This is a genomic window from Anabaenopsis tanganyikae CS-531 (genome assembly GCF_029891675.1).
Classification (GTDB): domain Bacteria; phylum Cyanobacteriota; class Cyanobacteriia; order Cyanobacteriales; family Nostocaceae; genus Anabaenopsis; species Anabaenopsis arnoldii.
This window is the reverse complement of the sequence record NZ_JANQDF010000112.1, coordinates 1-22375: the sequence shown is the minus strand read 5'-3', so window position 1 is coordinate 22375 and position 22375 is coordinate 1. Positions and strand designations below refer to the sequence as shown.

The 22375-nt window shown below is 40.9% G+C and carries 21 protein-coding genes; 7 read left to right on the top strand and 14 right to left on the bottom strand.

All coding sequences use genetic code 11. From position 1 onward, the window contains the following. Positions 1 to 60: 60 nt before the first annotated feature. The 3 genes from NWP22_RS11540 to NWP22_RS11530 form a co-directional block, all read right to left on the bottom strand. Positions 61 to 1005: a DEAD/DEAH box helicase family protein gene (locus NWP22_RS11540; protein WP_280801906.1), complete on the bottom strand. Its 945-nt coding sequence runs from the start codon at positions 1003 to 1005 to the stop codon at positions 61 to 63. A gap of 254 nt (positions 1006 to 1259) precedes the next feature. After that, on the bottom strand, positions 1260 to 1490 hold the full coding sequence (locus tag NWP22_RS11535; protein WP_280801905.1) for a hypothetical protein: 231 nt from the start codon (positions 1488 to 1490) through the stop codon (positions 1260 to 1262). Positions 1491 to 1510: 20 nt separating this feature from the next. Beyond that, positions 1511 to 4228, bottom strand: coding sequence for a DNA methyltransferase (locus NWP22_RS11530; protein WP_280801904.1), 2718 nt, complete (start codon positions 4226 to 4228; stop codon positions 1511 to 1513). A 384-nt stretch (positions 4229 to 4612) separates the two neighbouring features. Here NWP22_RS11530 and NWP22_RS11525 point away from each other — a divergent pair, with 384 nt between their 5' ends. Further along, positions 4613 to 4837, top strand: a complete 225-nt coding sequence (locus tag NWP22_RS11525) for a CopG family transcriptional regulator (RefSeq protein WP_271733426.1) — start codon at positions 4613 to 4615, stop codon at positions 4835 to 4837. Next, positions 4812 to 5162, top strand: a complete 351-nt coding sequence (locus NWP22_RS11520) for a type II toxin-antitoxin system PemK/MazF family toxin (RefSeq protein WP_271733425.1) — start codon at positions 4812 to 4814, stop codon at positions 5160 to 5162. Before NWP22_RS11525 ends, NWP22_RS11520 begins: the two co-directional genes overlap by 26 nt. Positions 5163 to 5233: 71 nt before the next feature. Here NWP22_RS11520 and NWP22_RS11515 read toward each other — a convergent pair whose 3' ends face one another. Next, a complete protein-coding gene (locus NWP22_RS11515; RefSeq protein WP_271733424.1) occupies positions 5234 to 6841 on the bottom strand; it encodes a S8 family serine peptidase in 1608 nt (535 codons plus the stop codon). Positions 6842 to 7045: 204 nt separating this feature from the next. Between NWP22_RS11515 and rpe the strand changes: the two genes are divergently transcribed. Next, positions 7046 to 7753, top strand: a complete 708-nt coding sequence (gene rpe, locus NWP22_RS11510; protein ID WP_271733423.1) for a ribulose-phosphate 3-epimerase — start codon at positions 7046 to 7048, stop codon at positions 7751 to 7753. Between the two features lie 183 nt (positions 7754 to 7936). Here rpe and NWP22_RS11505 read toward each other — a convergent pair whose 3' ends face one another. The 3 genes from NWP22_RS11505 to NWP22_RS11495 all read right to left on the bottom strand — a co-directional run bounded on the left by NWP22_RS11505 (position 7937) and on the right by NWP22_RS11495 (position 9740). Next, positions 7937 to 8440, bottom strand: a complete 504-nt coding sequence (locus NWP22_RS11505; RefSeq protein WP_271733422.1) for a hypothetical protein — start codon at positions 8438 to 8440, stop codon at positions 7937 to 7939. 28 nt (positions 8441 to 8468) lie between these two features. After that, the gene (locus NWP22_RS11500) at positions 8469 to 8906 is read right to left on the bottom strand and encodes a hypothetical protein (protein ID WP_271733421.1); all 438 of its coding nucleotides are present in this window, start codon (positions 8904 to 8906) and stop codon (positions 8469 to 8471) included. Between the two features lie 366 nt (positions 8907 to 9272). Then, positions 9273 to 9740, bottom strand: a complete 468-nt coding sequence (locus NWP22_RS11495) for a hypothetical protein (protein WP_271732153.1) — start codon at positions 9738 to 9740, stop codon at positions 9273 to 9275. A 248-nt stretch (positions 9741 to 9988) separates the two neighbouring features. Between NWP22_RS11495 and uvrB the strand changes: the two genes are divergently transcribed. The 3 genes from uvrB to NWP22_RS11480 all read left to right on the top strand — a co-directional run bounded on the left by uvrB (position 9989) and on the right by NWP22_RS11480 (position 12505). After that, complete coding sequence (uvrB, locus tag NWP22_RS11490; RefSeq protein ID WP_280801903.1) at positions 9989 to 11986, top strand: excinuclease ABC subunit UvrB; 1998 nt, start codon at positions 9989 to 9991, stop codon at positions 11984 to 11986. Between the two features lie 112 nt (positions 11987 to 12098). Beyond that, positions 12099 to 12299: a type II toxin-antitoxin system HicB family antitoxin gene (locus NWP22_RS11485; protein ID WP_271732150.1), complete on the top strand. Its 201-nt coding sequence runs from the start codon at positions 12099 to 12101 to the stop codon at positions 12297 to 12299. Further along, a complete protein-coding gene (locus NWP22_RS11480; RefSeq protein ID WP_280792622.1) occupies positions 12296 to 12505 on the top strand; it encodes a type II toxin-antitoxin system HicA family toxin in 210 nt (69 codons plus the stop codon). The genes NWP22_RS11485 and NWP22_RS11480 overlap by 4 nt, the downstream gene beginning before the upstream one ends. A gap of 68 nt (positions 12506 to 12573) precedes the next feature. Here NWP22_RS11480 and NWP22_RS11475 read toward each other — a convergent pair whose 3' ends face one another. From NWP22_RS11475 to NWP22_RS11465, 3 genes are all read right to left on the bottom strand, one after another. Continuing rightward, the gene (locus NWP22_RS11475; RefSeq protein ID WP_280801902.1) at positions 12574 to 14226 is read right to left on the bottom strand and encodes a GMC oxidoreductase; all 1653 of its coding nucleotides are present in this window, start codon (positions 14224 to 14226) and stop codon (positions 12574 to 12576) included. Positions 14227 to 14789: 563 nt separating this feature from the next. Then, complete coding sequence (leuS, locus tag NWP22_RS11470) at positions 14790 to 17411, bottom strand: leucine--tRNA ligase (RefSeq protein ID WP_271732147.1); 2622 nt, start codon at positions 17409 to 17411, stop codon at positions 14790 to 14792. A 60-nt stretch (positions 17412 to 17471) separates the two neighbouring features. Next, positions 17472 to 17696 carry a hypothetical protein gene (locus NWP22_RS11465; protein ID WP_271732156.1) on the bottom strand — a complete coding sequence of 75 codons (225 nt, stop codon included), beginning with the start codon at positions 17694 to 17696 and terminating at the stop codon, positions 17472 to 17474. A gap of 371 nt (positions 17697 to 18067) precedes the next feature. Here NWP22_RS11465 and NWP22_RS11460 point away from each other — a divergent pair, with 371 nt between their 5' ends. Next, complete coding sequence (locus tag NWP22_RS11460; RefSeq protein ID WP_280801901.1) at positions 18068 to 18871, top strand: histidine kinase; 804 nt, start codon at positions 18068 to 18070, stop codon at positions 18869 to 18871. Between the two features lie 87 nt (positions 18872 to 18958). Here NWP22_RS11460 and NWP22_RS11455 read toward each other — a convergent pair whose 3' ends face one another. From NWP22_RS11455 to NWP22_RS11440, 4 genes are all read right to left on the bottom strand, one after another. Beyond that, positions 18959 to 19147 (bottom strand): YqaE/Pmp3 family membrane protein, encoded by a 189-nt coding sequence (locus NWP22_RS11455; protein WP_271732145.1) that lies wholly within the window; start codon positions 19145 to 19147, stop codon positions 18959 to 18961. Between the two features lie 50 nt (positions 19148 to 19197). Further along, positions 19198 to 19596 carry a phage holin family protein gene (locus NWP22_RS11450; protein WP_280792625.1) on the bottom strand — a complete coding sequence of 133 codons (399 nt, stop codon included), beginning with the start codon at positions 19594 to 19596 and terminating at the stop codon, positions 19198 to 19200. A 336-nt stretch (positions 19597 to 19932) separates the two neighbouring features. Next, complete coding sequence (locus tag NWP22_RS11445; protein ID WP_280801900.1) at positions 19933 to 22110, bottom strand: Tex family protein; 2178 nt, start codon at positions 22108 to 22110, stop codon at positions 19933 to 19935. A gap of 102 nt (positions 22111 to 22212) precedes the next feature. Beyond that, a partial coding sequence (locus tag NWP22_RS11440; RefSeq protein ID WP_425332614.1) for a WD40 repeat domain-containing protein occupies positions 22213 to 22375 on the bottom strand: 163 nt, incomplete at its 5' end.

Below are 22375 nucleotides of genomic sequence, written 5' to 3'. Positions count from 1 at the left end.
AAATCAAGCATAATTTGCTGTCTAATTATTTAATACAGCAACTCAAACGCCCAAGTATTCCTATGTGCTTGGTTTAATTGAAATTGTCCCGTGGCGCGGCTCCCTCCGCTCCCTATTTGTGCCAGTTGCGTAAGTCCTGGTTAGGTATCTTGCGCCCCTAGCTGTTTCGTTTTTTGTGGCAATTTTAATAGTCTCTGTAGTAATTGTGGGTACACCTACTTTAACCACTTTTGCTGCATCATCTCCAGATGTACTAGGCGATCGCTTTTCAAAGATATGCCAATTAGTGACTAAAACCTTACCTTGTCTGAGTTTATCCATCAGGTTAGATGGTACAAGGTCACGGGTGCGATATAGGCTAGCTTCTGCGTTGTTGGGGTTTAATTCCTGAAGTCTGGCCTTGATGGTGACGTTAGGACAAACTATCAAGATAATATCTGAAAAGCGGGAATCAGAGCGATAATTAACTTTATTGAGAATTGACCAAGCTGCTAACATTCCCATGACGGTAGTTTTACCTGAACCAGTGGCCATTTTACAAGCATAACGGGTAAAAGCTTTGAGTGCGGTGTCAATGGGTTCATCTAAGGGTATATAAATACCTTGAAGAAAATCAGCCCTTGCTTCTCTCAAAAAAATGAGAGTTTCTACCGCTTCCTTTTGGGCGAAGAATAACCTTTTTTCCCTTCCGTCTCTGTTCCAATACTCTAATAGTTCTAAGGTGGTGCGGGTAACTCCTGGGTAGCGTTGCTGTCTCCAATTTTTAACCCTTGTCCTAATTTGATTAACTAAGACCATTTCAAAACCAGGAGCAAATTCATCAGCAGGGGAAGGCTTAAGAACTTTTCCTAAATTCCAATCTATATCACCTTCACGGGGAGGGTAAACAATAGCAGAGCGACGGCCTTGTTTTAACTGGGGTTCTTCACCTTCTCTGATAAACCAGTAGCGTAATGGTTCATCAAAGGGAGAATTGAGAATTGGTTCATTGACTTCAGAGGACATGAATTTAACATCCCAAGGATCGTGTTAGTTTTTTTAGTTTTAGAGGATGTTTAGTAAGTTATGATTAGTGTATCAAATATTGTTTCACCCCACCCTAACCCTCCCCTTGTAAGGGGAGGGGACTGGATTTAATGAATTAAATGGTGTAAAGATGTGATGAAAATTACGGATGAAAACTTATCAAACAACCTCTTATGAAAAGGAAAAAAGGGAACACAACAAACAGCGAAAGGTTTTAATTGTTTTAATTTAATTTATTCATCTTTATTTTTTCCTATTAGACTAGCCAATCCAAATAAAGATGGTCCTGTAAAAAAACTCAATCCAATTGCGGCATTTCCTATGCGATTATAAAAAACTTCATCGATAGTTTGACCACCAAAAGGTTTTGATGAAGATACACTTGCAATTGACCCCATTTGCAATCCCGATGTAAACAAAAGCAAACTAGATAAAGTGCCACAAAGGTAAAGAAAAATTTTCATGATTCTTGCTGTTATTCCAATTATTTTAACTCTCTAACCACCAATAACTCATTACCACGGTCATCAATCACTTTTACCGCAATTTGTTTATGTTCCCCATCTGCAAAAGGTGCGCTGGTAGTTCCTGCTAGGTGTTCCCAAACAGAATCTTCATAACTACCTTTTAAGCCTTTCTTGATGCTATCCCACGCACTTGTCCGGGGGAAAAATGCTTGACGGACATAGAAACATAAACCATTGTAATTTGTATCTAAAAACCACGCTGGTACGTTCTTACCTTGTCGGTGGTCAACGTCCATTGTTACTGGGTCAAAGACATCTAACCCTAATAATTCCACTTGGTATTTACCCTCCTGATTTTGTGTAATTTCAATTTCTGGTAAACCGCAGACGCTAAATATTTGGGAACTTCTCATATTTTTGAGTAGGTCACCCATCAGTAAATCTGGTGTAGCTTGAATATAGGTTGCGGGTATACCTATTGCTGCTTGACAATTTTCTACTAATTGACGAGCGTTGGGAGTGATAGCAAACCCAATTACATAAAAATGAATGTAATTCTTGAGTTGGGCTTCTTCTGCTGATTTAAATACCGCTCTTTCTGAAATTGCGCCGTTTTCCGGTCCAAACAAAAAAGCTACTGGTTTATCATCTACCATTGCTTCAGCAGAGAGATTTTGACTTCTAGCTGGTTGTCTAACACTGGTAAAGGTAACAGTTTTATTATCTGGTAAATGCAGTTTTGGAGACCTACGCAACACCTCTAACATCCGGTCAGTAAAAGAAGCTGTAGTATTAGTTTCCCCTGCTTCTGTTGCTGGTACTCCCTGATCTTCCATATCCGCTGGTGGGGGGATAGTTCCCTCAATGGTAAAGGGACTGGAGACCCGCACGGTGTTTTTATCTTCTTCGGGACGGTCAACTAAAATTTCTTCTTGAGGTGGTTCATTATTAGCAATACTCTTGAGGGTGATATGTGGGACAATTCCCCCAATTTCTTCGCCTTTACTGTTCCGTTTGCGTTTGTAGATAAACCCCCCTGCGGGTGAATTACCATCTTGGAGTTGATACCAGGGGAAGGTTGCAGTTAGGAGACGTTGACGAGCTAAAGCTAGGGGTACACGACTCACATCGCAGGTGATCCACCGTCTTCCCCATTGTTCAGCGACGTAAGCAGTAGTACCGCTTCCGCAGGTGGGATCTAGTACAAGGTCACCGGGGTCGGTGGTCATGAGGAGACAGCGTTGGATAGTCTTTGTTGTTGTTTGAACTACATAGTTTTTTCCTATTAGTTCCATTGTATCATCCCATACGTGAGATATTTCTTCTAAAGGAAAATCGCTATGATAAACAACAAATTTTAAAGTATTTTCAGATGCATAAATTCTCTTTTCTCTTGCTAAATTATCAAGTCCTTTTTGTGTTGTTTTCCAGCATCTATTTTTTCCCGGATGATAATTTTTTCCATTAAATTCATAATCAAATGTTGTTGATTGAGAAAAAGCACCAGAAACTAAAGGTCTATAAGTTAGCAATTTTGCTTTGTCGGGGATTATCATATTTTTTTTAATATCAATAACAGAGCCATCAGGTAATTCACATTTATCAAAATAAGTATCTGAACCTGAAGGTTTGTTAAAAAAAATTCTTTTGAATTTAGTATTATTTGAATCTTTGCTATACCAAAGCAAATAATCACAAGTTGTCTTTAAGTATTTGCTTGTAAATCCACTACCTGTTTTAAAAGTAATCAAACTAACAAAATTCTCTCTTCCAAAAACCTCATCCATCAATTCCCTGACATGATGGACATTCTCATCACTAATCTGGACAAAAATACTACCGCTATCAGTCAACAACTCCCTAGCCAATAACAACCTATCTCTTAAATAAGTCAAGTAACTATGTAACCCTAATTCCCAGGTATCGCGATAAGCTTGAACCATTTCCGGTTCACGGGTGAAGTCATCATCATCATTATGTTTAACATCCCGCTTTCTGACAAAAGGCTGAAAATTGCTCCCAAACTTGATACCATAGGGCGGGTCCATATAAATCATCTGTACTTGACCCCCCAAACCCTCATACTGTAATAGTGAGTTCATTACTATTAGGGAGTCACCTAAAATCATCCGGTTTACCCAGTCCCCCTGATATTCATAGGCTTTGAGGATTTGGTCAGTAATAGACCATTGGGGGTCACTGAATAAATCAAATAAAGGTAAATTGTTAGTACCTATTTTATGAGTTCTCAGGGTTTCAATAATTGCTCTGGTTGATATACGTTCATGGATAAATAAAGGTAATGTTGGTACATCAAAAGATAACCGTTCAGCTTTACCAGTCCAGTTGAGGAAAGGTTGACTCATGGATTTGAGTTTATCCAATGACTCTTGAGCTTTATATAGTTGTTGTGTCAGCTGTTCTTTGATTTCCTTGACTGTTTTTTTACCTTCAGGATCTAAACTAGATTCAATATGATTTAACTTCTCTAACTGTACTGAAAGTTCAGTTAAGTAATTACTAATAGTATTTATTTCTGCTTCTGCTTGTTCTCTAGTGGGGTTATCATCCCATTCCAAGGAAGGTGACAAAGAGGAATCATAGCGATAGGTTACTGGTGGCTTTTTTTTCTGAAAGTGAGACTCAGTACCAATATCTGGCCTTAAAGGATGCTCATGAGAGTGAGCGTAAGTTTTAGCTTCTTTTGATTTCCCGCTTTGTTGCTGTTTGGGCATAATAAATACTAAGAGCAATGTGTTATAACAGTAACTGTTACTATTGAGGTAGTTACTTATTTAATAAATCTTTACTCCATACCGCTCATATCATTTACCGTCATCAAGCCTAAATGATATAGGTGAGGATCTATTCCTTGGATATAAGTAAATTATATTTTGTTGTATTTTATACGTAAGTTTTTGACGATGAAAGTGAGCAATTTTTAGATATTTTGGGATTTTATCCAGTAATTTCAACTTTTGTATCATACTAACATTTTTGCACTGTGGCAATAATGTTTACTTTAAAAACCTTTACATCTATCTTTAGATAGATTTAGGGGAGCAAGGGGAGGGGTGATGGGGAATCGGTATATAATTGACGTAAAAGAATCAAGTACAATGCAAACTAAAACAATTTCCGTTTATTTACCATCTTATTTAGTGGAGTTTGTGGAAAATTACAAATTAACTAAATACTGTAAATCTCGTTCACACGTAATTCAATTAGCTATAAAGCTATTGCGTTCTCAAGAATTAGACCGAGGTTACCGAGCAGCAGGGGAGGAAGTGGATCTAGAATGGGATTTAACCGTAGGAGATGGACTTAGTGATGAAACGTGGTGAAATATACTTTGCAAATCTTAGTCCCACACAGGGGTCAGATGTGGATAAACGCAGTCTTGTACTCGTTGTTAGCAATGATATTAATAATAATGCTTCTACCACGGTAACGATTTTACCGATTAAATCTAATACCAATCGTTTACATCTTTTTGAGGTTTTATTAGGTCAAATAGATTGCGGTCTATCTGAATCTTTTAAGGTGCAAGTGCAACAAATTCGGACAATTTCTAAACAGCGGATTTCAGGAGATGTGGTAAAATGTTTGGATAGAGAGTCGATGGATTTGGTCAATGATGCTATGAAGTTACACTTAGCTCTTGAGTAGCAGATAGTCACATTGACTTTGCTGATTGAAAGAGGCGATAGGGAAGCTATCGCAGAAAATTACCAGTTTCCCTATTTCCGGGGGTGAGATGTGGGAACAGTCCACCAAGCTAAACCATAGGGTTGGGTGGCTTGATGGAACCGTTCACGAAAGTGGACACGGATTTTATAATTACCAGTAGTGGGAACTGGGCAAAAAATATGCTCTACACTGTCAATTTCACTGACTGAGGCGCAAATAACCCCAGGATCTGTATTTTGACTATCCTCTGGGATTAAATAGAGGTCAAGGTTATTCAAACCGCGATCGCTGAAACTTTCACCCACATCATATTTATTGTTTTTATTAGTATCATTGAGTTCCACCAAGCGATTCCAACTCAGAGTAATACTCACAAAGCTGCTTTGTCTTAAAGGTCTTCCCAGTGGGTAATCAACAGTATCTCCCCCATCCACAGAGCCATAATCCCAACCAACAGCAGGTACTGTACTTGATGGTGGCCATTGACCGGCGCTAAATTGCTGATAAGCGCGAAAAGTATTTAAATGACCGGTTCCCATTTGAGGATCTAAAGGAATTTGAGGATCATCATAAGCGTCGGAATCCAGCCAATTTTGATTTTGTTTATCAATCAGAGTCCGAGTCATACCCAGATGTAAGCCATTACCCTGGTCTTGAATTTTATCGGCTGAATTTAATAATACAGCCTTCATAACCTCGTGACGGCGAGCATCAATAGTCCAATTAGATTTTTTTGCGCGTATTTGTCGGTCACCCAATTCCTGCAACAAAGCTACACTAGCTGTTACCTGGGGAGCCGCAAAACTTGTACCTGTAACCTTATTTAACCTACCATCTGGATTCAAGATGGGAATATTGCTTCCCGGAGCTACCAAACCGATAGAAGCACGACCATCAATATTAAACTCCTTACCAGCTAACCGATTGCTAGATCCCTGGTTACCAGCTACCAGATTGGAAACATCAACCTTATTAAAAATACCCCCCCTGGCAGATGAAAAGGCAACGTTAATCCCATTAAAGTTATCTGTAGGAATAGAAATTCCTCCTCTGCCTTGATTACCGGCGATGGCATACAAAACATTATGAACACGACTAGACCAGTCAAGACATAAAGTTAGTAAGGCGTTACCATCTAAAACAGCATCAGGACGGGGATCACGGGCTAGAGGTTCACCAAAACTAAAATTAATAGCGCGGACATCCTGGCCATTTTGCTGGGCGATGTGTTGTGCTGTTAAGCACTGTTCTGGCTGTCCCATATTTCTAGTGGAACCCACCCCAGAAGAATATAATTGCGCCTGTGGCGCTACTCCTGGTAGAGCTTTGTCTTGACTAACCATTACCCCCGCAACATTGTAGGCGTGGGAGTCAACACCAGTGTTAGACTTCGCTGGGGAATCGCGTAAAAATACTCCTGCTAATGATATGGCAGAATTTTCAGACACGGCTTTATCCCAGCCAAATATACCAGGACGTCCAATTTCAACCTGACCAATAGCAATTTTGCGCCCAAGTAGATTATAAGGAGGTTTATGTAATTTCAGGGCATCAATGCCATGAGAGCTTAAAGTGCTTTGTAAAGCTGAAGCCAGTACAGGCGCACTCACAAAAGAAGCACTCAGTCCCCAAATCATCCACCTTAGTTTTCTGCCCATTGTTTAATACTGATTAACTTAATGCTGATTAACTCTTTGTGACTATTGAACCCAATAAACCTTTCTGAGCGTCCCTGTTTAGTAATTGTCGAATATATTATTTATAGTCCAGAATTCACAGCGTGGAAGGAAATTAATCTATAAGCGTTTGGTCAAATTTTGTTAAAATGCTTACAGAAGAGAACGCTTTAAAACCCACGAACCATGACCCAAAAACCATCTCAAAAGCCCATTGTGATATCTCCATCCATCTTATCAGCCGATTTTAGTCGTCTGGGCGACGAAATTAGGGCTGTAGATGCTGCTGGCGCCGATTGGATTCATGTTGATGTCATGGACGGTCGCTTTGTACCTAACATTACCATAGGTCCTCTGGTTGTGGAGGCGATTCGCCCGGTAACAACCAAACCCCTGGATGTCCACTTGATGATTGTGGAACCGGAGAAATATGTGGAAGATTTTGCCAAAGCAGGGGCTGATATTATTTCTGTACATTGTGAGCATAATGCTTCGCCCCATCTGCACCGGACTTTGGGACAAATCAGAGAACTAGGGAAGCAAGCAGGAGTTGTACTGAACCCAGGAACGCCTCTAGAGCTAATTGAAAATGTTCTAGACCTGTGTGATTTGGTACTAATCATGAGCGTTAACCCCGGCTTTGGTGGTCAAAGCTTTATCCCCACTGTATTACCTAAAATTCGCAAATTGCGCCAAATTTGTGATGAACGTGGTCTTGACCCCTGGATTGAGGTAGATGGGGGACTGAAGGCTAATAATACTTGGCAAGTTTTGGAAGCGGGAGCCAATGCTATTGTGGCTGGTTCAGCTGTATTTAAAGCCAGTGATTACGCCGAAGCTGTGTCATCTATTCGTAACAGTAAGCGTCCTGAGCCACAATTGGCAAAGGTTTAAGTTTACCTGATGTGAATTACATCTCCCGAATTGAATTTGGGAGATTTTATTGCCTTTTTCAGGCTCATGAAGTACACACCAATTCCCTATTCCCTATTCCCTGTTCCCTGTTCCGGTGTTCCCTGTTCCGGTGTTCCCTCAAACTAAAAAAAATTGTACCTCACGAGCATGGTAAATGCTATATTATTTGCGACCACCCAACCACTTAGCCGCAGCAATACCAATGAGTCCGGCGACAATGGGATTACTAAGAAACTTCATAATAGCCGGTTGTTCGGCTAACACGTCGCGGAAAATATCAGGGTGGTTGTGATAGGCGAAGGATGCAATTTTACTCACATCATCAGCAGTCATGCGGTTAGGGTTACGAGTGGAAAGATTTAACTGTTGTTCTAACCGTTTGTCGTCTAAACCTCTGGATTTAAATTCTTTAAAAAACTCTCTAGCGACATCATCCCGTTCATTGGGTTTGATTTGGGCGATCGCCTGTTGTAATTCTGGCTCCATTTGGCTAGAAGGGATTGTTTGGGTATTGATAGACTTACCAAACAGCTGACGACGTTGGTTAGGTGTAGTCCGCTGGGCAAAATCATCAAAGTTATCATAGGAAACATCATCAAGAGATTCTACATTTCCTTCAGACAAATCTTTGAGAATTTGTTTTCTGTAATCTTCGCTACTTGTCACCTGACTTACTCCTGATTTAATGATTCAATTAGCTATACTGAATTTGATTGGTCGCCCTGTTATACTGTGTGGTCAAAATTAAGCGTTTATCTGGGCCATAGACAAAAACAGTTAAGTTTTGATCGGGGAAGTTTTTCCGAAAACCTTGAACTAAAGATTTTGCTAAAGGTTGCACTTCCTGGGGTTTGACTTGAGGGGAAATAACTACACCAAGCTGATTATTATCTCTGACATAAGCATCCTGAATTAATCCCTGAGATGTTTGTACAACCCAGTCACCAAAACTTTGTCCAGTTGGGGTATTACCTCTTTCTAACTGTGCATAAGTTTGGTTACTACCAATAGGTGGGGTAGCAGTGCGGTCAGTTTCTGTGACAGTAGGGCCACCGCAAGCGGTAGTTATTGTTAACACTAAAACTAATATGAAAGCGATCGCAATTTTGCGACCCTGCTCCAGCAGATTCATTGTTTACCTCTAATAGTCAAATATTGACAAAGCAGCCGTGATTAGTGATTAATTAACTCCCTGGTATAATTCTCCCTCATAAAAATTGCTCTAGGTTCTATTTAAATTCCACTGAAATTACACTAAAAAAATCAACTAAAAATCATTGGGATTCGCCATGACACTGCCAAGTATTTTTAATTATCTTTATAATCTAGTTGCAGGTTTCGACTACCATCTTCTGCCATAGGTTATATTAGATATCTGTATAAAAAGATTGAGGACAAAAGTAAGTTTATCCCTTAAGATTTTGCTAGATAAAAAAACAAAAAAAACCGGTTATCTCAAATAACCGGAAAGTGGTGTTAATTGCAATTAGTTTGAGAACTAATCTAGGAAACCCATGAGCACAGGGGCGTCATCAATCAGATTTGATGCTGTTGGACGATTACCAAAAGAAGTGTAATTATTGGCAATTACTAATGTACTCGCAGCAATGGGACGAATACCAGACAGGTTGATGGTGTCAACAACTTGAAATGTCTGAGCAGCGATGGGACGAATTCCCATAATATTCACTGTATCAGCTACAGCCAATGTACTGATGCCAATAGGACGGATTCCAGAAATTTTAACTGTTCCAGCAATTTGTAGATCACTGCTTCCTATGGGGCGTACTCCAGCAATAGCTAGTTTACCTTCGTCTTTGTGTGCTGGTACATCGGAGCCTTTTTCGACGTTATCCGTATTCAAATTATTATCCTGTTTATTTTCAACTGCCACTGTCTTTTCTCCCTTAAGCTTGGTATCCTGTTGTTGAGCATCGGTTTCTTCCCCAGTGCTACTAATACTCATAAACGGATACCTCTAGTTTATTAACTGGATTTTACAATAATTAAGGAAAAATGATTTTTCCCTACTCATCAAGAGTGTAACCTGAAATAACCTAGCAATGATATTAGTATCTTTTAAAGTGATACATAAGTAAATTTAAATTGTGATTTAATTGTAAATTTTTGTAAAATAGTATTGCCATTTATTACTTTTATGTCCTCAGTTCAGCAGGGCATAAACAGTGCGGTTAACATCAGATATGGTATTTTATGACAGGATTTTGTCTTCAAGCTCCATTTATTCCCACAGGAGATCAACCACAGGCGATCGCCCAACTGAGCGCCAGTATTGCAGCTGGTAACCGTTACCAAACTTTACTGGGGGCTACAGGTACAGGTAAGACGTTTTCCATAGCCGCAGTGATTGAAAAAGTGGGTAAGCCCACCTTACTACTAGCCCATAATAAAACCCTGGCAGCACAACTGTGTAACGAATTGCGGGAATTTTTTCCTAATAACGCAGTGGAGTATTTTGTCAGCTACTACGATTATTACCAACCAGAGGCCTATATTCCCGTTACAGATACCTATATTGAAAAAACATCTTCGATTAATGATGAAATCGATATGTTGCGCCACTCCGCCACGCGATCGCTGTTTGAAAGGCGTGATGTAATTGTAGTGGCTTCCATTAGCTGTATCTACGGTTTAGGTATTCCCGCAGAATATCTGAAAGCTGCCATTCCCTTGCGTATAGGTATGGAAGTAAATCAACGGCAAATTTTACGCGATTTAGCATCAGTACAGTATAGTCGTAACGATGTAGAAATGAGTCGGGGACGTTTTCGCGTCCGGGGGGATGTCTTAGAAATTGGCCCAGCCTATGAAGATAGAATTATTCGGGTAGAATTCTTTGGGGATGAAATCGACGCTATTAGATATATTGACCCGGTGACCGGTGAAATTATCCGCAGTTTAGAGACTGTGAATATTTACCCAGCGCGTCACTTTGTCACCCCAGAAGAACGCCTAGAAGCAGCTTGTGATGATATTGCGGCGGAGTTAAAGCAGCACAAAGCCGAATTAGAACAGGGGGGGAAACTCTTAGAAGCACAACGCATAGACCAGCGTACACGCTATGACCTGGAAATGTTGCAACAAGTAGGTTATTGTAACGGGGTTGAGAACTATTCGCGTCACTTAGCGGGAAGAAAGGCGGGGGAACCCCCAGAATGTTTAATTGATTATTTTCCTAAAGATTGGTTATTAGTCATAGATGAATCACACGTTACAGTACCACAACTTCGGGGTATGTATAACGGTGACCAAGCTAGGAAAAAAGTGTTAATTGACCATGGGTTTCGTCTTCCTAGTGCTGCTGATAACCGACCGTTACAAGCAGAAGAATTTTGGCAAAAAGTGAATCAATGTATTTTTGTTTCCGCCACCCCAGGAAATTGGGAGTTAGAAGTATCTCAGGGTCATATTGCTGAACAAGTAATTAGACCGACTGGGGTAGTTGACCCGGAAATTTTTGTACGCCCCACAGCAGGACAAGTTGATGATTTATTAGGGGAAATTAAAGAGAGGGTAGAACGCCAAGAAAGGGTGTTAATTACCACCTTAACTAAAAAAATGGCGGAGGATTTGACCGAGTATCTCCAAGAGCAAAGTATCCGGGTGCGCTATTTGCATTCAGAGATTAATTCTATTGAGCGGATAGAGATTTTACAAGATTTGCGCGGGGGTAATTTTGATGTTTTGGTGGGGGTAAACTTGCTGCGGGAAGGTTTGGATTTACCGGAGGTTTCCTTAGTTGCAATTATGGATGCTGATAAAGAGGGCTTTTTACGGGCTGAACGTTCTTTAATTCAAACTATTGGTAGAGCAGCGCGTCACGTCCGGGGACAGGCGATTTTATATGCTGACCGTCTCACAGATAGTATGGTTAAAGCCATTGATGAAACAGACAGGAGGCGGGGTATTCAAGTTGCATATAACCAGATGCACGGTATTACACCCCAATCTATTGTTAAAAGGTCAAGTAATGCCATTTTATCATTTTTAGAAGTTTCTCGGCGGTTGAATGGTAATGATTTAAAAGTGGTAGATGAACATATAGATGAATTACCACTAGAACAGATTCCGCAGTTGATTGGGAAGTTAGAAGAACAGATGAAAGCAGCAGCCAAGAAATTGGAATTTGAAGAGGCGGCAAAATTGCGCGATCGCATTAAACATTTACGGGATAAAATGCTGGGAAGTTAAGTTTTACTTATGGGTGAAGGCAAGACCCCGAAGACAAGGGGGGAAGTCAACATACTAGTAAACCCGCCCGTAATACTAAAATGTAGGCATGACAATATTTTGAGTACTGGTTATGAAAATTAAAGTATTAATTTGGCAGGAAGATGGTGTTTGGTGCGGTTCTGTACCTGCTTTACCTGGTTGTCACACTTGGGGAGACAGCTACGAACATCTACTAGAAATGCTTGAAGATGCTGTTCAAGGTTGGTTAGATGTTGCTAGTGACCGAGAGGCGAGTGAAGCAGAAAAGCAATTGGTTGAGCTATCTCTATGAAATCTGTTTCAGGTAAGGAACTTTGCAAGGTTGTGGAACGATATGGCTGGGAGCTAAAACGAATTACTGGTAGCCATTACATTTATGGAAAAAAGGATCTTGAAGTCATCCTTTCCATTCCAGTTCATAGTAATCGTGATTTGCCAAAAGGAACTTTAAAAAGCATTTTGAAGGATGCTGGAATTAGTGAGAAAGATTTGGAGTAGCAATAATCACTAAGAATAAATTTTAGGTATCGCATTAAACATTTACGGGATAAAATGCTGGGAAGCAATTAATTTACTGCCATAATATTCTTGATATGGTCAGCTAACCTCATGGCTAAAGCAACAATGGTAAGTGTAGGATTAGCAAAACCTCCTGTAGGAAACACAGAGCTACTGGCGATGAATAGGTTAGAAATACCATGGACTTGGCAATTTCTATCAACAACACCCTGTTTGGGGTCATCATGCATCCTTGTTGTTCCCATGTGATGATGTAAACCAGGATGGATTAATTTTGGTAAATTGCCATCTCGTTCAATTTGTAACTCACCAATGCCAGCCAGAGCAATTTCTTGTTGTAAAATATCTTGGGTTCTATTGATGTGTTCAATATCAATTTCATTCCAACGCCAGTTTAACTTGACTCGTTGACGACCGAGGCGATCGCGATCGCCAGTCAGTGTTATACGATTGTCAGGGTCGGGGACTTGTTCAGCTATTTGTAGAAGGGTAAAACCGGCAAATCGTCTTTCTTTATCTGGAATATATGACCAACCACTCCAAGCCAGACTAGGAACAAAAGGTTCCTGCTTGATAATTGCTCCGTAAGCAGCAGGTAAGATATAGTCAAGACCCAAAACAATATTTTTTAAGTGTTTGCCAATATTTCGATGTACTTCTGGTTTATGTATTGATGACAGCAGTGTTTTCAGAGAATTTGCAGCTTTTAACTGATGTAGTTTGGGAATAGGAAACATTAATGTACTAATATTTAGTAATTGTTGATGGTGCATACATTCTTCTGTCAAAGTTAACTTACCCATGACTGGAATGTTATTAACCCGCCGCAAATCATATAAAGCTGTCTTGCGAAAAATCTCTGGATTACTAGGAATCAATTTACCACCATGAACTAAAGAATGATCCATAAAGAATCTCCCTACTAGATCATTTTGATTACCTAACCCAGTTGTTTGCACTTTATTTGATAGTAATAATAAACGTGCTGTTTCTATACCACCTGTTGCTAGTATAGTAAATTTGGCACGTACCCAAAATTCTTTGCCAGATAAACAAGCCACCCTTAAACGAGTTACATTTGTGGCTGTTTCATCAGTCTCAATTTCCACTAGGCTAGCATTGAGATATGTGGTAATATTTCTGGCTTGCTGAATTACTTCACGGGAATCATGGGTAAATACAGCACGAGGGCCAAACTGAAACATATTAGTAGTTACATTCCCAGAAAATGGCAAACAAGGAGTTTGAGCCTCTTCCCAGTCCTGAGCATCATAACTAAAAGTTCCCAGTTGGCAAAGTTGATGAGCGCGTTTATAAAAAGGATCAAGATGAGATTTATCAAAAGGCCAACCACTGTAAGGTAGCCAATCGCGCTTTTCAAAGTCTATTTTATCTAATGGGGCATACCTAACACCAATGACATTATTACCTAGGCGAATTTTCCAAAAGTTAGCCGTACCGCCGAACTGAAAACAACGCTGACTTTCTAAGGTGTCAAAATGATTATTAACACTTTCACCTAAAGTCAGTGATTGAGTATTCCGATCAAAATTTAATCCACCAGTTTCTAATAAAATCACCCGAAAATCTGTTCGGGCTAATTCACGCGCTAAAGTAATACCTGCTGGTCCAGATCCAACAATACAAACTTCAGTTTCCAGAGTTTCATCTTGGGGTAATTTGCGTGCATCAATCAACATTTTTAGATAAGTATCTCTAATCAAAATATGTCTTGTTCAAAAAGGTCATCTGAAGGATTTTTTTCATTGTTTCCTTTGTTGAATTAGATTGAATATGGCACAACTTTAGAGGATGTGCAACATTTAAATATTATTAATTTTTCCGGTTAAAATTGGTGAACCCTGTCAATATAAACGCTAATATAAGAGGATGTTTGTCAAGTCATGATTAGTGTATCAAATTCGGTGGTTGAGCGAAGTCGAAACCACGATACCCCCAATAATCTCTAAAATCTCTTGCGGTTATCTTAACCTCACTTCCTCCCCCTTATATTCCTTCGACTTCGCTCAGGGAAGTTATTGATTTCGGTTGCGATCCTACCTACTATCGAACCCCTGGTAAGGGGAGGGTTAGGGTGGGGTGTGTTGGGTGTGTTCCCTGTTCCCTCTTCCCTGTTCCCTAAGATAAAAATTACCTCTTGGAAACTTATCAAACATCCTCTAAGAGCAACTGATACAATTTCAGGGATAAAGAGATAAATAGTGGGTTAAGTCAACCCTAACCCACCTAACAGACTAAATTATTAAGCAACTACAAAATTCACCAACTTTCCGGGAACCACAATCACCTTTTTAATTTCCTTACCCTCAGTGTAACGTTGCACAACCTCAGACTCACGGGCGTATCTTTCTAACTCCGCCTTATCAGCTTGTGCGGGGACGGGAATATCTGCACGTTTTTTACCGTTAATCTGAATTACCAAAGTAATTTCCTCAGCTACCAAAGCTCCGGGGTCAAAAGATGGCCAAGTCTGAGTGTGGATAGAACCAGTATTACCCAAGGACTGCCACAATTCCTCAGCAATGTGGGGGGCAAAAGGAGCTAACATGAGCACTAAAGTTTGAACTCCCTCAGCATAAATAGGGGAATTTTTGCACTCAGCATCAGTGAGAGCATTACTTAACTTCATCAATTCCGAAACAGCGGTATTGAATTGATATTCATCTTGTAAATCTTCCGTCACTCCTTGAATAGCGGTGTGAATAGCGCGCCGTAATTCCTTTTCTGGCTTAGTTAAATCAGAAAGTTCTGGCTTTTTCCTGCATACCCCAGCGGTAGCATAATCTGTGACCAAGCGCCATACCCGATTTAAAAACCGAAATTGTCCTTCTACATCTGCTTCGTCCCACTCCAAATCCTTTTCTGGGGGTGCTTTGAACAGGATAAACATCCGCGCCGTATCCACACCATACTTACTAATCACATCTTCTGGTGCTACACCATTACCCTTAGACTTAGACATAGTGGCATAGAGGCGTTGTAATGGTTCACCTGTTTGGGGGTCGCGGGGGTCTGCTGGGTTGACTAAATGAGAGGGAACCCATTTATCTTTACCGCTCTTATTGGGGTTCATATAAGTTAAACCCTGTACCATACCCTGAGTCAACAACCGGGCGAAGGGTTCATCAAAGTTAAGTAAACCTCTATCCCGCAGCACCTTAGTAAAGAACCGGGAATATAACAAGTGTAAAATAGCGTGTTCAATACCACCCACATACTGATCTACAGGCATCCAGTCATTAGTTTTAGCGGGGTCAAAAACTTGTTCTGTATTCTGAGCGTCGGGATAGCGTAGGAAATACCAAGAAGAATCAATAAAGGTATCCATGGTATCGGTTTCTCGGCGAGCGGGAGTACCGCAACTAGGACAGGGAACATTGACCCAGCTTTCCAACTGAGTCAAAGGTGAACCCCCACGCCCGGTTAATTCCACCTCTTCTGGTAACCTGACGGGCAAATCCTCATCGGGGACTGGTACTATGCCACAATTGGGACAGTGAATAACTGGTATAGGTGCGCCCCAGTAGCGTTGTCGGGAAATTAACCAATCTCGCAGGCGGTATTGTATTCGCAGTTTACCAAAATTTTCTGACTCAGCATATTTAATGATTGCCTCTTTGGCATCTGTGGAATTCATACCGGTGAAAGACCCGGAATTAATTAAAATTCCTGGCTCAGTATATGCCTGATTGTATTCAATATTAATAACTTTGGTGATTTCATCTGTGGGTGATGTGGGCGTTAGGTCAAAATCTGCCACATCATCGGGGGAAGCAATGACAAACTCAATGGGTAAATTATAAACACGGGCAAATTTAAAATCTCGCACATCATGAGCAGGTACACCCATAACTGCCCCGGTACCATATTCATACAGTACATAGTCGGCGATCCAAATGGGTACTTGTTCCCCGGTAAAAGGGTTGATGACTTGGCCACCAGTGGGGATACCGCGCTTGGGTTTGTCTTCAGCGGTGCGTTCTAACTCGCTTTGCTGGGAAACTTCTTGAATAAATGCTTCTACAGCTGGTTTTTGCTGTGGGGTGGTGACCACACGGGTTAAAGGGTGTTCGGGAGCTAATACTACATAGCTAACACCATAAACTGTATCTGGGCGTGTGGTGTAGACAGCCACCTTTTCATCCTTTCCCACTACGGGAAATTCTAAATAAGCGCCTGTAGACTTACCAATCCAATTAGCTTGCATTAACTTGACCCGTTCGGGCCAACCGGTTAATTTATCTAAATCGTTGAGTAATTCTTCAGCGTAGTCGGTAATCTTTAAAAACCACTGGCGTAATAGTTTTCGCTCAACTTTCGCCCCACTGCGCCAAGAACGACCTTCGTTATCTACTTGCTCGTTAGCTACCACAGTTTGGTCTACGGGGTCCCAGTTTACTGCTGCTTCTTTTTGATATGCTAACCCGGCTTGCCAGAACTGCAAGAAAATCCACTGTGTCCACTTATAATAGTCTGGTGAACAAGTAGCAACTTCGCTGTCCCAGTCGATAGACAAACCCAGACGCTTTAATTGCTGCCGCATTTGGGCAATGTTTTGATAAGTCCACTGGGCTGGTGGTACTCCCCGGTCAATGGCGGCGTTTTCTGCTGGTAAACCAAAAGCGTCCCAACCCATGGGGTGGAGTACCCTATATCCTTGCATTCCCTTGAGGCGTGCAATTACATCGGTAATAGTATAATTACGGACATGACCCATGTGGAGGCTGCCCGATGGATAGGGGAACATGGAAAGGGCGTAGAATTTTGGCATTTTAGTATTTGCAGATGTCTTATCTAGGCCAAGTTCTGCCCATGTTTGTTGCCATTTTTCCTCAATGTCTGCTGGGTTATATCGGGAATCCACCAAAATTCTCCTACGGGACTATAATCGTGTTTGCTTCAATATTATAGATGCTGGGGAATGTTACAGGGCTTCAAAGTCAGCTGTAAACCCGGCAAAGTTGGTACACTCTTCTTGAAAAGCTTCTGCATCGCTGACATCTTCTATTTTATATGCCATGATTCTTGTACCATCTGGCATTTTTTTAGAAGAAATACATTCGCCTTGATATTTGTCTGATATGCTTTTGAAGTTAGCGCCGTGTTGTTTCCAAGCGTCACCGGAACAAGTTACATTTACCCGCCACATAATTTCTCTCATTTACTAGCTATTAATACTTATTATCTCACATGGGTGGTACATATTTTTGAGGTTTACCGTGACGCAGATTTGATTCTAGGGGTAAGTAGGTGAACAGAAAAAAACCGCAGTATGTAACGAAGAGTAAAGTGTCGCAAAACCTCTTCTCTGTTCCCCGTTCCCTGTTCCCTGTTCCCTTGTCATAACGACAAATTTTAATGCCCACTTACTTATCTATTAGGTATGAGATGCTTTAGTCGTAAATTATCAGGATTTTCTATCTCTGGGATGTGTTTATTTTTATAACTATCTACCATAATGCACATAGAGGATCTTGTTTGTGTCATTCATGTTTGTGATTTAAATAGGAAAGGTTAAAAATGTCGAAGAATGTTAAGGAGCAAATTACTATCGATTTGCAACAGGTTAAAGAAACTGGACAGTTAAGAACTCAGCGGATTCGGGAAATTGTTAAATCTGCTGTTTCTCAGCTTAGTTCGGAACTGAAAGCAGGTTCTAGTGATATTCGTTATCTAGTAAAAGATGCGGTTTCTGCTGTGGTGGAAAACTTTCAACACAGGGGGGCGGAAATTAAGGAAGATGTCACAGCTTGCATTGAGGGGGCGTTGGAAGGGGTTAATAGCAAACGACATGAGGCGATTGTAAAAACTCAAGGAGAAGTCAAGAAGCTACAAGCACAATTGGATAGTGAAGAGGAACAAATTCAGCAAGAAGTTGATGGTATTTTAACGGAAATTGCCGAAACTAGCAAGGATAAAACTGAGGATACTAAAAATGCGATCGCTTCTGCTATCAATACCATTAAAGATAGTGAGGAGGTAGCTTTACTTAAGAAACGTTATGCGCAATTGCAAGCTCAATTAGCTATTGTCCGGGCGAATTTGGCTGCGCGTTATGGCGGCCGGGATGGTGAGGTTAAGGATTATCTAGATGAGGCAAAACAGTGGTATGATCAGGCTCGTCCCCAAGCTGAGGCTATGGCGACACAAGTGGAAGAACAGCGATCGCACCTAGAAGATAAACTAGGGGAAGCTGGCGCTGCTATGGCCAGAAAGGAGCGTCAAATTAAACAAACTTTACGGGAGTTGTTACTATCCACTGCTGAGATTTTTAAAGATGAGACACCTACTGATAATAAACAGGAGGAACTAACTCGTAAGTAGTCTTGACAAATGTTGAGAGAAATTCATCAGCCAAGAAATCAGGGTGGTTAATTACCACCCTCTTTAAATGGAGACGCTCATTTTAATTTAATAACTACGTCCTTGTTGATTGAGTTCTTCATGTTTAGCAATTACCCAAACTGCATGGATGCTACCGGGAAGCCAGCCTAAAAGTGTGAGTAAAATGTTAATTAACAAAGTTGGACCAACACCAACTGTGAGAAACACACCTAAAGGAGGAAGGAATAAACCTAAAAGTAAGCGACCGATTTTCATGATTTGGCGATTTTATTTAATGAGGTTTTTGTGCAAATTGTGTAGGATGTTTATCTGGAGGGTAATTCGCCTTGGCTATTAACATCACTACTGCTTAAAACAGGATATCTTTCAGCCAAATACTTGTTAATGAAGGTATTAGCAAAAGATAAAATTACCGGACCCAGAAAAAAGGCGAGAACTCCCCGGACTGCGAACCCCGGAACCACCACCGCAGCTAACAAGAAACAAAAACCGTTAACTACTAGGGAAAATGCTCCGAAGGTGAGGAAGTTAAGGGGTAAAGATAAAGCAGCAAGGACTGGTTTAATGGAACTGTTGATCAAACCAATGACTAAACCAGCAATCATAGCTGCTGGAAAATTAGCAAGACTTACACCCGGTACAACTAAATCGACAATTAACAAGCTCAAGGCTGTGGCTATGACCGTTAAAAGTGTTCCCCACATTGTTTTTACCTAAAAACAACAGATGGATTCTTGACGATTCCTGGTATTATTTTCAGATCAATACTTATATTTTCCATCTTGAATAAGAGGGATTATGTTTATACCATTAGGGTGAGAGTGTCTTTGTAGGGTTGTTTTATAAGTTTTCAACAGGTAATTTTTATCTTAGGGAACAGGGAACAGGGAACAGGGAACAGGGAATGAGGAACAGGGAATGAGGAACAGGGAACAGGGAATGAGGAATGGGGAAGGGGGAACAAACAAAAAAACAATCAAATCCAGTCCCCTCCCCTTATAAGGGGAGGGTTAGGGTGGGGTCAAATAATAGTTGATACACTAATCATAACTTTTGAGAGATCCTCTAACAGCTTTCATCGATAAACTAATACGGTGCAACTTTTCGTTAACTTCCAATACCCGCACCTTCACAACTTGTCCCACTTTAACAACTTTCTGGATATCATCGACAAATCTATCAGCTAGTTGGGAAATATGCACTAAACCATCTTGATGTACGCCAATATCCACAAAAGCGCCAAAGTTAGCCACATTGGTAACTATTCCTTCTAATTCCATCCCTACCTGTAAATGACTAATTTCTGTAATTCCTTCTCTAAAGGTGGCGTATTTAAATTCGGCGCGGGGGTCTCTACCTGGTTTCTCTAGTTCCCTGATTATATCCCTGAGTGTAGGTTCCCCAATGCCGTCGGTGACGTATTTCTTGAGGTTGGTTTTTTTCAGCTTGGCTGCAATTTCTGTAATCTGATTTAAGGATATATCCAAATCAGCGGCGATCGCCTGCACCACAGAATAACTTTCGGGATGGACTGCGGTATTATCTAAAGGGTTATCACCGCCACGAATCCGCAGAAAACCCGCAGCTTGTTCAAAAGCCTTGGGTCCCAACTTCGCCACCTTTAATAATTGTCTGCGGTTCTTAAAGGCTCCATGCTCGTTGCGATAGGTGACGATGTTATTGGCTACTGTGGCTGTAATTCCCGAAACAAAAGTTAACAATTCCTTAGAGGCGGTGTTTAAGTCCACCCCCACATAATTAACGCAACTTTCCACAGTCTCATCAAGTTTCTTTTTCAGCAACTTTTGATCAACATCATGTTGATATTGTCCCACACCGATAGATTTAGGGTCAATTTTTACTAGTTCCGCTAGGGGGTCCTGTAACCGGCGACCGATACTAATAGCACCGCGCACGGTAATATCTAAATCAGGAAACTCTTCTAATGCCACTTTACTGGCAGAATATATTGATGCTCCCGATTCATTGACGATAACTTTAATGGGTTTGGGGTCTATATCTTGTAAGACCTGGTTCACAAACTCATCGGTTTCCCGGGAAGCTGTACCGTTACCGATCGCAATTAACCTGATTTGATATTGTGTAATTAAATTTTTGAGAGTTTGTACAGCTTTGTCCCGTTGTGCTGACCCTTGGTGAGGAAACACCGCTTGGTAGGCTAAAAATTTTCCTGTTTCGTCAAGTACCACAACTTTACACCCGGTTCTAAAACCAGGGTCAATCGCCAGTGTGGGTTTCATTCCCGCGGGTGCAGATAACAGTAACTCTCGCAGGTTGGCCTCAAAGGTTTGAATTGATTCTATATCTGCGTAGGTTTTTTTCTGGGAAATCACCTCACCCATAATGGAGGTTTTCATCAGCCGATTAAATGCGTCTTTGACCATGGCTTGATAAAATTCCCGAATTGTGGGATTTTTGGTTTTAATTTCCCTTGCTTCTAGATAGTTGAGTACAATATCTTCATCAAAAGCAATTTCATAATTTAAGATTCCCTCCGCTTCACCGCGACACAAAGCCAGGAGGTTATGGGGGGCAATATTTTTTACCCCCATCTGATAGTTGCGGTACATCTCAAACTTGGTTGTACCTTCGGGATAATCTTTCTTGATCTGAGAGATAAATACCCCTTTCTCCAGAAAATAATCACGCAGATATGCCCTTAACTCCGCTTTTTCTGCCACTTCTTCCGCTAAAATGTCAGCCGCGCCCTTGAGTGCTTCCTGTGGTGTTTTCACCTCCAGAGTCTGAGAAACATACTGCATTGCTGCTGTTTCTAGTGGTGCTGTGGGACTTTGAGGGACATTGAGAGATTTAATCAACTGGGCTAAAGGTTCTAAACCCTTTTCCCTGGCAATGGTAGCACGGGTGCGCCTTTTTGGTCGATAGGGTAGGTATAAATCCTCTAATTCTGTTTTTTGTAAGCAGGATGTAATTTTGGCTTTGAGTTCTTCTGTGAGTTTACCTTGTTGGGCGATCGCATTGAGAATTACCCCCTTGCGTTCTGCTAACTCTGTTAAATAAGCATAGCGCTCAAACAAGTCCCGCAGTTGTACCTCGTTCATTTCCCCTGTGCGCTCCTTGCGGTAACGTGCGATAAAAGGAACCGTCGCACCTTCGGTTAACAGTTCCAAGGCGTTTTCGATTTGTTCAGGTTTGAGGTTTAATTCAGTCGCCAGTAGTTGAGGAATATTCAGCATAAGGTGTTTAACTTAAGAAATGTTGCTCCTCCTAAAAATGTAATAGATATCTGCGCGCAACAATGTTTGACAACGCATATTTATTTTTTGGAGATGTTAATATTACCTTAACGGCCAAATTTTCATAGTCTTGTCATAACTCCCACTAGCTAGGGTTTGACCATCCGGGCTAAATCCTACAGACCTCACCCAGTCAGAATGTCCAGTGAGGGTGTGAGACAGCTTACCTGTCCTCACATCCCACAGTTTGATAGTCTTGTCATAA

Coding starts and splice junctions, on each gene's coding strand:
- NWP22_RS11460 (WP_280801901.1), top strand. CDS start 18,068: ATGTCGAAGAATGTTAAGGAGCAAATTACTATCGATTTGCAACAGGTT.
- NWP22_RS11445 (WP_280801900.1), bottom strand. CDS start 22,110: ATGCTGAATATTCCTCAACTACTGGCGACTGAATTAAACCTCAAACCT.
- NWP22_RS11530 (WP_280801904.1), bottom strand. CDS start 4,228: ATGCCCAAACAGCAACAAAGCGGGAAATCAAAAGAAGCTAAAACTTAC.
- NWP22_RS11455 (WP_271732145.1), bottom strand. CDS start 19,147: ATGAAAATCGGTCGCTTACTTTTAGGTTTATTCCTTCCTCCTTTAGGT.
- NWP22_RS11475 (WP_280801902.1), bottom strand. CDS start 14,226: ATGTTGATTGATGCACGCAAATTACCCCAAGATGAAACTCTGGAAACT.
- NWP22_RS11520 (WP_271733425.1), top strand. CDS start 4,812: ATGGACTTAGTGATGAAACGTGGTGAAATATACTTTGCAAATCTTAGT.
- NWP22_RS11450 (WP_280792625.1), bottom strand. CDS start 19,596: ATGTGGGGAACACTTTTAACGGTCATAGCCACAGCCTTGAGCTTGTTA.
- NWP22_RS11465 (WP_271732156.1), bottom strand. CDS start 17,696: ATGTGGCGGGTAAATGTAACTTGTTCCGGTGACGCTTGGAAACAACAC.
- NWP22_RS11495 (WP_271732153.1), bottom strand. CDS start 9,740: ATGAGTATTAGTAGCACTGGGGAAGAAACCGATGCTCAACAACAGGAT.
- NWP22_RS11515 (WP_271733424.1), bottom strand. CDS start 6,841: ATGGGCAGAAAACTAAGGTGGATGATTTGGGGACTGAGTGCTTCTTTT.
- NWP22_RS11540 (WP_280801906.1), bottom strand. CDS start 1,005: ATGTCCTCTGAAGTCAATGAACCAATTCTCAATTCTCCCTTTGATGAA.
- NWP22_RS11500 (WP_271733421.1), bottom strand. CDS start 8,906: ATGAATCTGCTGGAGCAGGGTCGCAAAATTGCGATCGCTTTCATATTA.
- rpe (WP_271733423.1), top strand. CDS start 7,046: ATGACCCAAAAACCATCTCAAAAGCCCATTGTGATATCTCCATCCATC.
- NWP22_RS11480 (WP_280792622.1), top strand. CDS start 12,296: ATGAAATCTGTTTCAGGTAAGGAACTTTGCAAGGTTGTGGAACGATAT.
- NWP22_RS11525 (WP_271733426.1), top strand. CDS start 4,613: ATGCAAACTAAAACAATTTCCGTTTATTTACCATCTTATTTAGTGGAG.
- uvrB (WP_280801903.1), top strand. CDS start 9,989: ATGACAGGATTTTGTCTTCAAGCTCCATTTATTCCCACAGGAGATCAA.
- NWP22_RS11485 (WP_271732150.1), top strand. CDS start 12,099: ATGAAAATTAAAGTATTAATTTGGCAGGAAGATGGTGTTTGGTGCGGT.
- NWP22_RS11535 (WP_280801905.1), bottom strand. CDS start 1,490: ATGAAAATTTTTCTTTACCTTTGTGGCACTTTATCTAGTTTGCTTTTG.